The following is a 15,300-nucleotide window of genomic DNA, read 5'->3' as shown; positions in this document are numbered from 1 at the left end:
CAGCATCGGATAAAATAAAAAGCTAAGGAGCAATCTACTCCTTAGCCGATTTACAAAAAGACAAGCAGGTTTATAATATAGTCAATGGCGTCATGATACCAATAGAGAACCGATAGGTATTACCATTTACCATTCCGTAATTTTTCCTTGCATACGCCGTATAGTCGTACACACGACCAACCATGTTAGCATATACACGCAGGTTTACGTTCTTCAGCGGGTATACTTCCACTCCGGGAACATATCCCCAGGCGGTACGCAGTTTTTTGTCCGCATTGGGGTCGGGGTTACCATCCCAAAAGGCAAAGTCAACGAAGCCTGTGAAAGTCAGGTGTACCAGTTTACTGATCTGCCCATCTGCCCTGACCCAGTGGCTCATATACCGTACCCCCTGCTCTGCCACACCATTGTGTACAAAGCCGGATACCAGCATTTTCCTGTCCAGGTTTTCGAGACTAAGTTTAAAGTCGTACTCCAGCATAAATTTCTTCAGCAATAGCTGGTTACCAAAAGCGAAGTAATTCATATACTGATGGGTAGCTTCTTTAAAGATGCTGTAAGACCAGATTGTATTCAGTTTTCCGTCAAGGAAGCTGCCACGCCAGTTAAATACAGCAGCAAAAGGAAACTTAGCCTCTGTAATACCGGGGATGGTATCGTATAGCTCCTTGAATGTTTTGGTACGGCTATTCAGCAGCTGTACGGTGAATTCATTCTTTTTATTTGGCAGGAAACCCACGCCGGCACCAGACAGGAAGTTATCAGCGTATTCAATGATATCTGAATATTCATATATCTCGATCGGGTTGGCGTCGAATTCATAACCACCCCAGTCTGCACAAAGCTTACCTGCATAGATCTTCCATTTTTCGGTAGGATCGAATCGCAGATAGGCCAGGTCAGTGGAACGGCTTATATTATCCACTGACTGCGTTTCCGGATCGCGGGTATAGCGGTCACGAAAACGGAAGTAGAGTTTATCGGTTACCTTTCCTCTCAGTTCCAGGCGGAATTGTTCATTCACGAATTTAGAGCCCTGGTAGGTACCGTCAATAAACTCATTTCTCTCTGCAAATCTCATATTTGCAATCAGATCCATATTATCCAGCAGAAAGGATTTGGGCAGAGAAATCAATGGTTTATGAAGCGTATCTGAATATTCTTGCTGCTGCGACATCGCAGTGAACGACAACAATAATAAAACAGACAACAGGATGTAACGTGTATGCATTTCAGTTAGATTATGGTCGTAAGATGAAACTATAACAGAATACTGGAGAAGAAGAACCCTGCCGCTATCGTAACGCCTACGGCTACTAATCCGGGTATCATAAAACTATGGTTGACGACAAATTTCCCTATATGCGTACTACCGGTACGGTCAAAGTTGATAGCTGCCAGCAGCGTAGGATAGCCGGGAAGTACAAAGTCGCCGTTAGCGCCGGGATACATGGCAACCAGGTGTGCAGGACTGATCCCCAGTGAAAGCCCCAGGGGCATCAACGCCTGTGTGGTGGCGGCCTGGCTGAACAGCAGTATACTCAGCGCGAATATTGCGATGGAGAATGTCCATGGTGCAGAACGTACCATATCACCTAACGAATGTTCAATCAGTGCCTGGTTGGTTTGCATAAAGGTGGCGCTCATCCATACCACCCCGAATACAGAAATAACCGCAGTAGCGCCGGCAGTAAACAGGCTTGCTTTAGCAACTGCACTGCTGGAGGTTTTACAGATCAGCATAATGGCGGCTGTAGCGCCCAGCATGATCAGTTCTATCATGGCGGCCATCTTGATATTACCCAACCCGTTCACCGCCATATTAGGGTGATTTGGCTCAAAGGAAGGCAACATATTAGGGAAGGCGCCTACCATTACGATCAGTAATACTGCCAGGCCAAAAATCAGTACAGATGTTTTAGCGCCTGGTAGTAATGGCTTCTTATCGGTAGTAGATTCCGCATCAATACTTTTGGCAAATTCCGGGTCTTTCATCTTTTCCAGGAAAACCGGGTCTTTGTCCAGCTCCTTACCTTTTTTCCAGCAAACGATCACTCCGGCGAGTATACCGATGATAGAAGAAGGAATCACCACCATTACCACTTTAGGTAACGTAACAGCACCACCCAGAATACCTACCAGTGCCGCAGTAGCAGCAGAAATAGGACTGGCAGTAACTGCAAGGTGGGAAGCTATTACCGAGATACTGAGTGCCCTTTCCGGGCGTATCCTTTTTTTGGTAGATACCTCCGCAATGATGGGCAGCAGTGAATAGGTAATGTGTGCAGTGCCGGCGAAAACAGAGAAAGCAAACGTAGTAAGCGGGGCTATCAATACTATCAGCGAAGGCTTGCTTCGCAGGATCTTTTCTGCCAGCCGTACCATGAAATCCATTCCCCCTGCCGCCTGCAATGCAGCCGCAGTGGTTACCACCGACAAAATAATCAGCATTACGTCGATCGGCGGATCTGCCGGCATCATTCTAAATACAAAAATGAAGATCAGTAATCCCACCATACCCATCACCCCCAAACCAATACCCTTCATCTGTGAACCGATCAAAATAGCGCCCAACAGGATGGCGAATTCAATCCAGACCATAGCAATAAAAATATACGGTGATATGATAGCGGCCTGGCCGCAGCTAATTGTTAGTATTCAAAGAAGTATTGCTGTATCTGAGCAGGACTGGAGGTTTTCAGTAATGCCAGCTGTAGGAGCACACGGGCTTTTTCAGGGTTCAGGTCATCAGATACAATTGTGCCCAGGGCTTTATCATCGGTTTCACCATCCAGGGTAACACGGCCACTAACGGCACGGGCAGCTCTTACCACCACAATACCTTTTGCTGTAGCCTGCTTTACTTTGGCTTCCACCGTAGGATAAAGATTACCATTACCGACACCGGCAATAACAATTCCTTTGGTGCCATCGCTCATTAGGCAGTCTACCAGATTGGGATCAGGATTGGAATATCCGTAGAGAATATCCACTTTAGGAAGTTCGTTTACATTACTGACATCAAAAACACTTTGTGTTGTATGTTTACGAATAGTATTGTGGTACCAGGCTACTTTTCCATCATAGATGTATCCCAGCGGGCCGGCATTGGGCGCCTGGAAGGTAGCAGTGCTGGTAGTATTTGTTTTGGTAACTTCGCGGCCGGAGAAGATTTCTTCATTCATGGCCACCAATACGCCCCTGCCGGCAGCAGATTTGCTTGCAGCGATAACAACGGCGTCATACAGATTTTTGGGTCCGTCGGCAGAAATAGCAGTAGCACTACGCATAGCGCCTACCATCACTACCGGCTTATTTGATTTAACAGTAAGATCTAGGAAGAAAGCGGTTTCGCCCTGTGTATCCGTACCATGGGTGATCACGATACCATCCACATCGGGGCGTTGTAATATCTGGTTAACACGTTTGGCGAGTTTCAGCCATACACTGTCTGTCATAGCCTGACTTCCTACGGAGGCTACCTGCTCTCCTTCCAGGTTTGCTACTTTCCTGGCCTCTGGAACGGCATTCAGCAGGTCTTCAATTGGCAGCTTACCGGCAGTATAACCGGCGCTGACACTGGAGGTGCCTGCGCCGGCAATAGTGCCGCCAGTAGCTAAGATCACAATATTGGGAAGGTTCTTGTCCTTTTCCCAGCTTCTGTCTGCAGCTACAGCCTTCGTTGTTTCTGCCCGTTGATTCTTTTTCTTTTGTGCCTGTACTTCCGAAGAAGTCAGCATACCTGCTCCGCAGGCTAACATAAAGCCATAAACGAAAAATGAAGAACGTAACATAATCAACCTGGTTTTTTTTATTGGATGAATTTTGGCCGGATAAGATTGTCGAAAGTGAAGATTTCATCCCATTTCTCCTGGGTGATATATTTCTTCTCTTTCACGACGATGTCATGTACAGATTTACCCGTTTCCAGCGCTTCTCTTGCTACTCCGGCAGATTTCTCATAACCGATAACAGGGTTCAGCTGTGTAACGATACCGATACTGTTCATTACCATCTGACGCGTATGTTCGCCGTTGGCAGTAATGCCTACAACGCATTTCTCACGCAGGGTATTGACAGCATTAGTCATATAGGAAATGGAGGTAAACAGCGCAAAGCCCAGTACCGGCTCCATTACGTTGAGCTGTAACTGGCCCGCTTCTGCTGCCAGTGTAACGGTAAGGTCAGCACCTATCACATAGAAGGCAGTCTGGTTCACCACTTCAGGGATCACCGGATTTACCTTTCCTGGCATGATAGAAGAACCTGGCTGCATCGGAGGCAGGTTAATTTCGTTTAGCCCTGCACGTGGTCCGGAACTGAGCAGACGTAAGTCATTACAGATTTTAGAAATCTTCACAGCAGTACGTTTCAGCACACCAGACAATTGCACATAAGCGCCGGTATCGTAGGTAGCTTCGATCAGGTCAGCTGCCAGCGAAAGATCCAGGCCTGTTACTTCACGAAGGTATTTGGTTACCAGCTCAGAATAACCGGCAGGTGCGTTCACACCAGTACCGATAGCAGTAGCGCCCATGTTAATTTCAGAGATCAGTCTTTTACTTTCTTCGATCCTTGGTGCTTCTTCACCCAGGTTGGTAGCAAAAGCCCTGAACTCATCGCCCATGCTCATTGGTACTGCATCCTGCAACTGGGTACGACCCATTTTCAGGATATTCTTAAACTCATGACCTTTCTGCTCAAAAGCTTCTCCCAGCAATGCCACTGATTCTTTGTAGCTGGTAAGTTTATTGATCAAAGCGATACGGAAAGCAGTAGGATACGCATCGTTGGTAGACTGTGAACAGTTGACATGGTTGTTGGGATGGCAATACTGGTAATCGCCTTTCTTGTGTCCCATCATTTCCAGTGCAACATTCGCAATTACTTCGTTTGCGTTCATGTTTACAGATGTACCTGCGCCGCCTTGGATAAGATCACTCAGGAACTGATCATCAAATTCACCTGCAATCACACGATCACTGGCTTTAATGATGAACTTCGCAATCTCCTTGTCCAATACGCCCAGATCGCGGTTGGCCATGGCTGCGGCTTTTTTCACATATCCCAGTGCCTGTACCATTGCAGGTTCTACTTTCAGCGGAATACCGGTGATATGGAAGTTTTCCAGCGCTCTTAATGTTTGGATACCGTAGTATACATCCTGTGGGATTTCCTTTTCACCAAGGAAATCATGTTCGATTCTTTTTGACATCAGTTAAAAGATTTAAAACAGGAAGGTAAATGCTTTTACAACAATGGGAGGCTCGAAATTGTTTGACATTGTGTGTTTATTGGTGATTATTTAATTTAACTTCATCAATGAACCGTCAATAAATTAGCGAACGTCTATGCTGAACCGTATTTCGATTATATTTTTTCTGATTTTTATTTTTTCGCGGGATAACCTGCGCGCACAGCATCTGAAGCCCGGTTTCGATGCAGCAGAATACGAACAGCTACTCAACATTATTCACCGTTCAGGAGATACCCCATGGACAAAAGTCAAGGCACCTCCCCCGGCCAACTGCCGTATGATTTACCGCTCACCGGTGGTAGGACTCCAAAACCGCTGGGACCTCTGGCTCCGCGATGATTCCGTTGCCATCATTGATATCCGGGGCACCAATGGCACCGCCGTTTCCTGGATGGAAAACTTCTACGCCGGTATGATACCTGCCACCGGGCAGCTGCAACTGAACGACTCCACCCGTTTTAATTATAAACTTTCTGTAGATCCGCAGTCATATGTCCATGCCGGCTGGATGATAGGCCTGGCAGCCATGGGCCCTGATATAGCCGCTCACGTAAGGGAATGCTACCGTAATGGGATACACGAATTTATTATTACAGGACATAGTCAGGGTGGTGCTATCACCTACCTGGTACGCGCTTACCTCGCCTACCTCGAGGGTATGCCGAAAGATATCGTGTACAAAACCTATAGTAGTGCTGCGCCTAAACCAGGCAACCAGAATTTCGCCTACGACTATGATTATATCACCCGCGACGGATGGGGACTGCGTGTAGTAAACCCGCGCGACTGGGTAGTAGAGACGCCATTTTCTGTGCAGACAACACAAGACTTCACGACCATAAATCCTTTCGGAGATATCAGCAAGGCGCTCAAAAGTCAGAAATGGCCGGCAAGGTCAGCGCTGAAATATATCTATGGAAGATTAGACAGGCCCGGACGCCGTACCAGCAGGCGTATGCAACGTATATTGGGAAAGATGCTCTATAAGCGGGTAAGAAAGGAATTGCCACAATACCAGCGACCTGATTTTGTGAAGAGTCATCATTACATGCCGGCAGGAACGCCGGTAGTGTTATTTCCGGTGCCAGGCTATGATGAGCGCTTTCCTTTCGACGGGAAAAACATCTTCCTGCATCATAACCTGGACAATTACAGCTGGCTGACGGAAAAAATCTATAGTAAATAAAGCAACGCTTTAGTCGTTGCTGCCGCTCTTTTCTCCGACAAACCAATGTTCCTTATCACGGAACATGACATTGAAGGTAGTCAGCGAGCCATAGATGCGGGTGATATACTGCTGCATATTGACCTTCTCTTCATCAGTCAGTACTTTATGACTGTTGATGCTTTGTTCCAGTACACGAAGTCTGTCGCGCAGCATAACGATTTTATGAAAGAACGTTTCAACAGGTAATTCTTTTGCTTTAAGGGAAGTATCGCCGGGTTGCAGGATGATGGTACCATTGCGCCATTTATCGCCCAAAGGCACTACTTCTGTAATGCCGCCCCAGAGGCGTAGAATTTTCAGCAGCGAGATTTCCATTTCACTGGCCGTTTCCACTTCAGCGGTTACGTTTTCGGCTACCAGTACTTCAAACAGCGGATCGGTTTTATCAATCAGTTTAACGCCGTGGTCCATAAAGGTAACCTGGTATTGTGCATATCTGACGCCAACGATCACACCAGGTCCGAAATGCGCGTGCTGTACCCTGGAGCCAACGCCTAATGTAAGTTCTTCCATTTTTTTTGACATCAAACTTAAACAATTTGAAATAAAAAAACGCTGACCTCTACCGGGTAGAGACCAGCGCTTGCTGTTTAGTTCAAACTTATAACACTATTCTTTCACCTTGTTAAGGAAATAAGATAATTTAAAGAGTAATTCGTCCTGTAAGCCGGCACGGAGTTTTGCTTCATCGTCCGTGATACCCAGTCTGCGCAGGCGCTGATAGTATACATAAGAACCACCGATCAGCTCCAGGCATTCCTGGATTTTATGCTTCACTTCTTCTTCTTTGGTTCTTTTTTCGAATTCTTTTTTAGTGAGAATTTTATCGACGAAGTAGAAGTTGTCTTTATCTTCTACCCATTTATTTCCTTCTCTGTGCTGAGGTTTATAGACTTCGAGATAGCAGTTGTCCAGTTTGAGGACATTACCGAATTCTGCGCGTATATCTATTACCGTTGGTTTTTCTGCAGATGGATTAGCCAGGCGTTTTTTGATATGATTGCTGATTTCAACGCCCAGGTCGTCGCTGCTCATCAGTATCTGGTTCAGTTCAGAGAACTCCAGGCTGATGGTGATCCTGTTATAGTTGCGGCCGTTCCTGATTTTACCGAACAGACTGGGAGAAGTATGTTCATCAAAGATGATATCTTCTACCTGTACTTTGGTGATGGTACGGTAATTAGGTTTGTAGCCTTCTTCGGCGGGGGTAGGTCTTTTGTTGACCAGCCTGGAAGTTTCCTGCCGGCGGCTGTGCTGGATATAATCGTCAATAAATCGCAGGCCGTGTTTTTTCAGTTTGGTGTAGAGTTCGTTGCTGGTGTAATTATTCATTTTACTCAGCAGAGTTAGATCGTTCCAGCTGTCGAAGTGCTGCATTTGTTTGAGTTCGTCGAGGATATCGTTGGCAGGGATATTCCGGCGGTAGTATAATTCTCCGATGAGAAAGATGGCATACTCATGCGCGGGATAGCCGAGTTCAGGCAGTACGTCATACGGGGATCTTTTCTGATCGTATGCGTTCTGCATCAACTCGATGTCGGACACAACGGGCGACAGGAGATATTTCCTGGCGGCCGACCTGAGTTTGCGGCTTACATAATCCAGCAGTTGGTCATTCACCTGGCCGTGGTGTACAAAATCATGTAAAATTTGTACGAAGCGCCGCGAGGTGGGTAATCCGAACTGTGAAAGAATATCGTTTTCCATGTCCAGCACATCCTCTTTTCCGGGCTCCTCCTTTGCAGGTTTTACCTTACGATCCAGTTGCTGGTAACGTTGATAGTACTCCTGTAGTTTCAGTTTAAGCTGATCCATAATATATATACAATTAAGAATTAAATACCTGTCTGAGCAGTCGTTTATTGAAGATGAAAGAAGAGAATTGTCATTTTTTTCTCTTCGGGAAAACAATTCCGGGCTAAATCAGTGCATAAGAACCTTATATGGGTACCTGATACACCACTTTTAAAATCAACTAACTGATCTTCAATAGTTTAATAAAACGGGAATGAAATGGGAAAGTGTACAAAGATACACAGAAAAATAAGAAAATCAGGCAGGAGAGATTGAATCTTATCAATTTTTTAAAGCGTGCAGATCCTTATCTGGCATGGGTTTTTTCTATAATTTATAAAGTCCTGATAAAAAATTTTAAAAACAATTTGGAAAATAAGAATACTTTCCATTACCTTTGCACTCCCAACAACAAAACGAACAAATGTTCAAAACGTTGTACAGACGGTGGTTGTAGCTCAGTTGGTTAGAGCATCAGATTGTGGTTCTGAGGGTCGGGGGTTCGAGACCCCTCATCCACCCGAAAAGAAAAAGGCTTCCAGACGGAAGCCTTTTTTCGTTTACTTACTTTTTACTTTTTTGAAGTTCTGCCCACCTCCGGCGGGCAGAACTTCAAAAAGAGCGGGCGCCGACGGCGCCCGCTCTTTTTGATGACAACAAAACGCAGTTGCATCATGATCACCTGTTGAAAATCTCCCGCACCATCTTCTCACAAAAAACAAGACAACAATTCTCACAAAAAAAATTTCATAACTGTTTGGAAATTAAAAAGACTTTCCCTTATCTTTGCAATCCCAACAACGAAACGAACGAATGTTCCAAACGTTGCACAGACGGTGGTTGTAGCTCAGTTGGTTAGAGCATCAGATTGTGGTTCTGAGGGTCGGGGGTTCGAGACCCCTCATCCACCCGAAAATGAAAAAGGCTTCCAGACGGAGGCCTTTTTTCGTTTATATCTGACCGTAACTAACTATCTTTACCGACATCATTTTTTTAGGTACATAGCCGATCATCTGTTCTAACCATTACAAGCACTTTAGCTCATGATTTATACACTTCCGCTTATCGCCGCTGTACTAGGCTGGCTTATGAACAGCTTTGCTGTGTCAATGCTGATAAAAAGCCTCGCCGCACGCCGCGAACAGCTGGCCGCTCAGTTAGGAAAAATCGCCGGACAACAATTCTCTTTCGCTGTCATCAAACAAAAACTAACTGATCCGGAAAAAATCAAAAGCATCATCCCCGTTGTTGAACAACACCTCGACGAATTTCTCCGCACCCGCCTCCCTAAAGCAATGCCGGTACTCTCCATGTTTATCGGCGACAGTACCGTCAACCAGATAAAAGGCCACCTCGTAACGGAACTGGATACACTCTTTCCCGTTATGATCAATCAATACCTCAACAATGTAGAGAATGATCTTAACCTGGAAAAAATCGTCAGCAATAAAATCGCGGCCATTTCCGACGAACAATTGCAGTCCGGCGTACAACAATTTCTTGGCAAAGAACTGACTAAGTTCAAACTGCTGGGAGCCGCCACAGGATTCATTATTGGCGTCATTTCACTTATACTTGCCTGTTATATTAAATAACTTTAAAATGCCGGCAGCCTGTCATCAGCTGCCGGCATTTTTTTCTCTGTTAATTACTGTTAAGACCTTTGGGCGCCCCTTTTCCCACGATTCCCCCGTATTAATTCCGCTCATCACAAAATGAAACCATTCATAATGTCTCCCCGATAATTTTGTTTTAACCCGGATAAAAAACTGGCTATATACACAGATGAAAAAATGCTATGCAATTATTGCTGGTATTATGTTGTGGCAGGTTCATTCCTTTGCACAGAACCCTGCAGGAAGTAAACCAACAGCCCCTCAACAGCAAGGAGCAGCACGAACGCAGGGACCAAGACCCAATATGCCGCAAATCGGACATCTTTATGGAAAATTGCTGGACGGCGCTACCAATAAGCCAATAGAATACGCTTCCGTTGCAGTACTCAAAGCGAAAGACTCCTCCGTGGTTACAGGGATGCTCACCAAATCCAATGGCGACTTCTCTCTCGAAAATCTCCCGTTCGGCCCGCTCGTAATCCGTATTAACTTCATGGGCTACACGACCATCACCAAAAAAGTAACCATCACCAAGGAAACACTGGAACAGGACCTGGGCAACATCAAACTGCAGCCCAATACTAAAATGCTGAACAGCGTAGAGGTAACCGGCCAGAAAAGCGCCTTCCAGATGGGTATCGATAAAAAAGTATTCAACGTAGACCGCAACCTCACCAGTGTTGGCGGTACCGCACAGGATGTTCTCAAAAGCGTACCTTCCGTAAACGTAGACCTCGACGGTAACGTAACAGTTCGTAACGCTTCACCAAATATCTTTATCGACGGTAAACCTTCTACCCTCACCCTCGACCAGATCCCTGCCGACGCTATCGAAAGCATTGAACTGGTAACCAACCCTTCCGCGAAATACGATGCAGAAGGTATGTCCGGTATTCTGAATATCGTTCTCAAGAAAAACAAAAAAGCCGGCTTCAATGGCTCTGTTAACGCAGGTATCGGCAACAACAATAAATACAATGCCGGCGGCAACATCGCTGTTCGCCAGGGCAAATGGAACGTATATGCGAACTATAATTTAAATGCCAATCAGAACTGGGGCGAAGGAACCACCAACCGTACCAACTTCGGCACCAAAGGTGATACCAACTACCTCCGCCAGAACAGCAACAGCACCAGCAAACCGCTGTTCCAGTTTGGTCGTATCGGCGCCGACTTCTCTATCGACAACCGTAATACGATCTCCCTGTCACAAAATATCGGTGGCGGTGACTTCAAAACAAATGAAGACCTGCAGAGCTTCTTTTCCGGCAACGACAAAATCGTAAACGGCAGAAACGACAGGCTCAATAACAGTTCCATGAGTTTCCGCAACTACACCACGGCGCTGAATTACCGCCACTCTTTTGCGAAACCTAACCAGGAACTGACTGCTGATGTCAACTACAACAAAAGCAACAACAGCAGAATCGGCGACTATATCACACAGGCACAAGACCCTTCAGGAACCGCACTCGGACAGTCGGTACGCCAGAACAATACCACCAATGGCCACACCACTTTCGTCACAATGCAGTCTGACTACACCAACCCAATCGGTAAAAACGGTAAGCTGGAAGTAGGTGTGAAAGCCACGCTCAGAAACTATGACAGCAAATACGATGTATTCAACCAGGATACAATTACCAATACTTTCCCGCACGTAGATTCATTGTCTACCAACTACTCCTACAAAGAGCAGATCTATGCAGGATATGCCAATTTCGCCAATACCATTGGTAATTTCGGCTACCAGGCAGGATTACGTGTAGAACAATATATTTATGCCGGCGAAAACCAGGGCGTTACCTATAAGCCTACCAAGGCTACTCCTGGCTTCTTCCCAAGCCTGTTCCTCTCCCAGAAACTGCAGCAGGACCAGGAATTACAGCTGAATTATTCCAGAAGAGTAAACCGCCCGAACTTCTTCCAGCTCATTCCTTACAGAGACTACAGCGATCCGCAAAACCAGCGTGAAGGTAACCCTAACCTGAAGCCGGAATACACCAACAGCCTGGAGTTCTCCTATGTGAAAAACTGGAAAACCGCGAACTTCCTCGGAAGCGTCTACTTCCGCAATACCAATAACCTGATCACTACCCTGAGTACACCGATCGGTAAAGATACCCTGCTGACACAGTTCACCAACGCCAACAGAAGTAATTCCTACGGCGCAGAGCTGACCATGAAAAATCAGATCATTCCGGGATGGGACCTTACTACCAACGTAAACCTCTACCAGACAGATATACAGGTAACAGACGGCGATCATACCTTCAACAACAGCGGTTTCAGCTGGATGGGTAAAATCAACTCAGAAACAAAACTGCCTTACAATTTCACCTTACAGGTGAATGCTACTTACCAGGCTCCTACTGTTGCACTGCCTAACAACGGCAGCGGCGGTGGTGGTGGAGGCGGCCGTGGTGGCGGAGGCGGCGGTATGATGATGATACCGACTTCTGCACAAGGTACCATCAAAGGATTCAGCATGGTAGATGTAGCCGTTCGTAAAGACTTCCTGAAAAATAAGGCACTCTCTGTAACAGCAAGCGTGTCCGACATCTTCAACACACGTCAGTACGAACTGAACCAGGTAACACCAACATTCGCACAGGATTACATCCGCAAACGCGAATCAAGAATATTCAAAGTCAATGTAAGCTATCGTTTCGGTAAACTCGATTCGAATCTCTTCAAGAAGAAAAAGCGCAGCGACAATGGCGATAATCAGATGAATGATATGCAAGGATTCTGATACCGATAAAGAAGATGGATGCAACCAATAGCCGGCAAAGCGCTACCACAGCGCAACGCCGGCTATCATTTTTTGACTACCACTCATCACATACCCCTGAAATTTATGGCAGCAGCGAGTACTTTTGAACCGATCAAACCAAAAGAATAAAGCTAGTATCCTGCATGCGAAAACACTTATCACTGTTGTTGGTGTTGTTGCTGTTGCTATGTAACGTTTATGGACAAACGACTGCTCCCCAGCCTTTGAAAATCTCCGGGAAAATTGTGGACCTTACCACCACAAAGCCTGTAGAGATGGCGTCCGTAGTGTTGCTAAACAGCACCGACTCTTCCGTCGTAACCGGTATGTACACCAATGCTACCGGCAATTTCAGCTTCAATAATGTTGCTCCCGGCGTATATGTTATACGCGTTACTTTCATGGGTTATCAAAAACTCGAGAAAGCCGTTCGCGTAAGCGAAGGCAAAAATACTTTTGCCGGCACCCTTCACCTGAACAGAGCCGGAAAAGAACTGAATACCGTTGAAATCAAAGCCGAAAAACCTGCATTTTCCATGCAGATAGACAGACAGGTTTTTGATGCGGGAGATATGATTAACGCAGAAGGTGGTACCGGTACAGATATACTCAAAAATATCCCCAGCGTAGATGTTGATATAGACGACAATGTTACACTGAGAGGTAAAAGTGTGACTATTTATGTAGATGGAAAACCTTCGCCGTTTGGTGATGCTAAAACAGCACTTCAGATGATTCCGGCCGAAAGTATCGACCGCGTGGAAGTCATCAACAATCCCTCTGCTAAATTCGAAGCGCAGGGCGGCGGGGGTATTATCAACATCGTACTGAAGAAAGATAAAGCCATCGGCTATAACGTCATGTTCAATGTTGGCGCGGCTACCCGCGGACAGCTCAACGGTAGCGCCAATGCAAGTCTGCGTATCAAACGCTTCAACTTCTTTGCTAATTACAACGGCAGATATGAAGACCTCAGCGGCAGTGGTATCAGCCGCAGGGAAAATCTTATCACCGACTCATCGAACACGCGTTATTTCACGCAAACCAGCCGTAACAATAACTTCAACGGCAACAACGGTGGCAGGTTCGGAATGGATTACTTCCTGGACGATCATAACACCATCACCATTGCACAAGGTCTGAACTACAGCTACGGCGGCAGTTTCGATAACATCAACCTGAATAACCTGGACGATAAACGCAACCTGCTGACCTATGGCATTCGTAATAACATCAGCCATTACAACAATAATAACAACAATACCAGCATCTCCTATAAACGCACTTTTGCAAAGCAAAACCAGGAACTGACGGCCTATGTCAGCTACAGCGATAATGCCAGCAACGGCAGCAGCCAGTACGGGAGCAATTATTATCACGCCAATGCGGATACCACCTACCGTACCAGCAACCAGCATAACAACAGCTTAAACGGCAATAAATTCTGGAACCTCCAATCGGACTATACCAGCCCCATTGGTAAAAAAGGTAAGCTGGAAACCGGCGTGAAAGCGACGATGCGCAGCATCAACAACGACTACCTGGCACTACTCTATAATCAGGACAGCCTGGCTTTTATCCCCAGTCTGGATCTCTCCAATAAATATAATTATGAAGAAGATATCTATGCAGGCTACTTCAACTTTGCCAATGCCATCGGCAACCTGGGCTACCAGGTGGGTGCCAGGGCTGAGCAGTCGTACCTGAGAGGATATTCATTTACCAAATCTTCCCGTGTAGACAGATCTTTCTTTAACATCTTCCCGAGTGTGTTCCTGAAATATAATCTGCCTGCCAACCAGAACCAGAACCTGGTATTTAATTACAGCACGCGTATAGACCGTCCTAACTTCGATCAGCTGCTACCTTATATCAACAACAGCGATCCGCAGAATATCCGCACCGGCAACCCGGACCTGCGTTCGGCGCTGACCAACAAATTTGAACTGAACTATTCCGCCTGGTACCCGCAAACCAATAACTACCTGAGCACAGGTATCTATTTTGCGCAAACGAACGACAACATCGATCGTATCAGCACCCTGGACACCATTACCGGTGTTACCACCACCAAACCTATGAACCTGGCCACTTCCAGGAATATGGGCGCTAATTTTTCCTATAGCTGGAAAATTACCAAATGGTGGAAGTTCAATTCCAACGTTAACCTGGAATACAATACCATCAATAGTGTTACTATTAAAAACGAAAACTACACCCTTGGCCTCAGTGGCAATATGCAGTTTCGTTTACCACTGCGGATTACAACAGAACTGAGCGGGCATTACCGCAGTCCGCGTATCCAGCCGCAGGGAACATTCAAGGCCATGAACGGCATAGACTTCGGCATACGCAAGGAAATGCTCAAGGGTAACAGGCTGGTGGTAGCAGTGAACATCTCCGATGTACTGAATACACAGCAGTTCAACTCACATTACGAGACGCCTACATTTATCCAGGACTACGACCGTAAACGCGCCACCCGCTTCGTACGCCTGAATCTACGCTATCGTTTCGGCAAGATGGACCCGAATATGTTTAAAAAGAAAAAACATACAGAAGAGGAAGAGAAACAGGAAGAGGAGCCACCGAAGCCAAATCCGGAGCGTGGAAGATTATAGTTATAAAG

At 46.1% G+C, this 15,300-nt stretch carries 10 protein-coding genes and 2 tRNA genes; 6 read left to right on the top strand and 6 right to left on the bottom strand.

Annotated elements, in window-relative coordinates:
• Positions 1-70: 70 nt before the first annotated feature.
• Genes F3J22_RS11050 through aspA form a run of 4 tightly spaced genes read right to left on the bottom strand, consistent with a single transcriptional unit; the run spans position 71 to position 5,215 of the window.
• Positions 71-1,231 carry a porin gene (locus F3J22_RS11050; protein WP_167017056.1) on the bottom strand — a complete coding sequence of 387 codons (1,161 nt, stop codon included), beginning with the start codon at positions 1,229-1,231 and terminating at the stop codon, positions 71-73.
• A 29-nt stretch (positions 1,232-1,260) separates the two neighbouring features.
• Entirely contained in the window at positions 1,261-2,601 is a 1,341-nt protein-coding gene (locus tag F3J22_RS11045; RefSeq protein WP_167017054.1) for an anaerobic C4-dicarboxylate transporter family protein, read from the bottom strand.
• 50 nt (positions 2,602-2,651) lie between these two features.
• Positions 2,652-3,794: a type II asparaginase gene (locus F3J22_RS11040; protein ID WP_205195181.1), complete on the bottom strand. Its 1,143-nt coding sequence runs from the start codon at positions 3,792-3,794 to the stop codon at positions 2,652-2,654.
• 17 nt (positions 3,795-3,811) lie between these two features.
• Complete coding sequence (aspA, locus tag F3J22_RS11035; RefSeq protein ID WP_205195180.1) at positions 3,812-5,215, bottom strand: aspartate ammonia-lyase; 1,404 nt, start codon at positions 5,213-5,215, stop codon at positions 3,812-3,814.
• Positions 5,216-5,351: 136 nt separating this feature from the next.
• Here aspA and F3J22_RS11030 point away from each other — a divergent pair, with 136 nt between their 5' ends.
• The gene (locus tag F3J22_RS11030; RefSeq protein ID WP_167017053.1) at positions 5,352-6,443 is read left to right on the top strand and encodes an alpha/beta fold hydrolase; all 1,092 of its coding nucleotides are present in this window, start codon (positions 5,352-5,354) and stop codon (positions 6,441-6,443) included.
• A 9-nt stretch (positions 6,444-6,452) separates the two neighbouring features.
• Here F3J22_RS11030 and F3J22_RS11025 read toward each other — a convergent pair whose 3' ends face one another.
• Both F3J22_RS11025 and F3J22_RS11020 read right to left on the bottom strand, forming a co-directional pair.
• The gene (locus tag F3J22_RS11025; protein WP_167017052.1) at positions 6,453-6,998 is read right to left on the bottom strand and encodes a hypothetical protein; all 546 of its coding nucleotides are present in this window, start codon (positions 6,996-6,998) and stop codon (positions 6,453-6,455) included.
• A gap of 96 nt (positions 6,999-7,094) precedes the next feature.
• Positions 7,095-8,300 (bottom strand): hypothetical protein, encoded by a 1,206-nt coding sequence (locus F3J22_RS11020; protein ID WP_167017051.1) that lies wholly within the window; start codon positions 8,298-8,300, stop codon positions 7,095-7,097.
• A 426-nt stretch (positions 8,301-8,726) separates the two neighbouring features.
• Between F3J22_RS11020 and F3J22_RS11015 the strand changes: the two genes are divergently transcribed.
• The 5 genes from F3J22_RS11015 (at position 8,727) to F3J22_RS10995 (ending at position 15,292) form a co-directional block, all read left to right on the top strand.
• Positions 8,727-8,800, top strand: a tRNA-His gene (locus tag F3J22_RS11015).
• A 315-nt stretch (positions 8,801-9,115) separates the two neighbouring features.
• A tRNA-His gene (locus tag F3J22_RS11010) sits at positions 9,116-9,189 on the top strand.
• Positions 9,190-9,367: 178 nt separating this feature from the next.
• Positions 9,368-9,874 carry a DUF445 domain-containing protein gene (locus F3J22_RS11005; protein WP_167017050.1) on the top strand — a complete coding sequence of 169 codons (507 nt, stop codon included), beginning with the start codon at positions 9,368-9,370 and terminating at the stop codon, positions 9,872-9,874.
• Between the two features lie 190 nt (positions 9,875-10,064).
• Entirely contained in the window at positions 10,065-12,650 is a 2,586-nt protein-coding gene (locus F3J22_RS11000) for a TonB-dependent receptor domain-containing protein (RefSeq protein ID WP_167017049.1), read from the top strand.
• Between the two features lie 164 nt (positions 12,651-12,814).
• On the top strand, positions 12,815-15,292 hold the full coding sequence (locus tag F3J22_RS10995; RefSeq protein WP_167017048.1) for an outer membrane beta-barrel family protein: 2,478 nt from the start codon (positions 12,815-12,817) through the stop codon (positions 15,290-15,292).
• The last annotated feature ends 8 nt before the right edge of the window (positions 15,293-15,300 follow it).

The organism is Chitinophaga sp. Cy-1792, assembly GCF_011752935.1.
GTDB lineage: Bacteria > Bacteroidota > Bacteroidia > Chitinophagales > Chitinophagaceae > Chitinophaga.
This window is presented reverse-complemented; position numbering and strand designations above follow the sequence as displayed.

Coding starts and splice junctions, on each gene's coding strand:
- F3J22_RS11000 (WP_167017049.1), top strand. CDS start 10,065: ATGAAAAAATGCTATGCAATTATTGCTGGTATTATGTTGTGGCAGGTT.
- F3J22_RS10995 (WP_167017048.1), top strand. CDS start 12,815: ATGCGAAAACACTTATCACTGTTGTTGGTGTTGTTGCTGTTGCTATGT.
- F3J22_RS11040 (WP_205195181.1), bottom strand. CDS start 3,794: ATGTTACGTTCTTCATTTTTCGTTTATGGCTTTATGTTAGCCTGCGGA.
- aspA (WP_205195180.1), bottom strand. CDS start 5,215: ATGTCAAAAAGAATCGAACATGATTTCCTTGGTGAAAAGGAAATCCCA.
- F3J22_RS11045 (WP_167017054.1), bottom strand. CDS start 2,601: ATGGTCTGGATTGAATTCGCCATCCTGTTGGGCGCTATTTTGATCGGT.
- F3J22_RS11020 (WP_167017051.1), bottom strand. CDS start 8,300: ATGGATCAGCTTAAACTGAAACTACAGGAGTACTATCAACGTTACCAG.
- F3J22_RS11025 (WP_167017052.1), bottom strand. CDS start 6,998: ATGGAAGAACTTACATTAGGCGTTGGCTCCAGGGTACAGCACGCGCAT.
- F3J22_RS11030 (WP_167017053.1), top strand. CDS start 5,352: ATGCTGAACCGTATTTCGATTATATTTTTTCTGATTTTTATTTTTTCG.
- F3J22_RS11050 (WP_167017056.1), bottom strand. CDS start 1,231: ATGCATACACGTTACATCCTGTTGTCTGTTTTATTATTGTTGTCGTTC.
- F3J22_RS11005 (WP_167017050.1), top strand. CDS start 9,368: ATGAACAGCTTTGCTGTGTCAATGCTGATAAAAAGCCTCGCCGCACGC.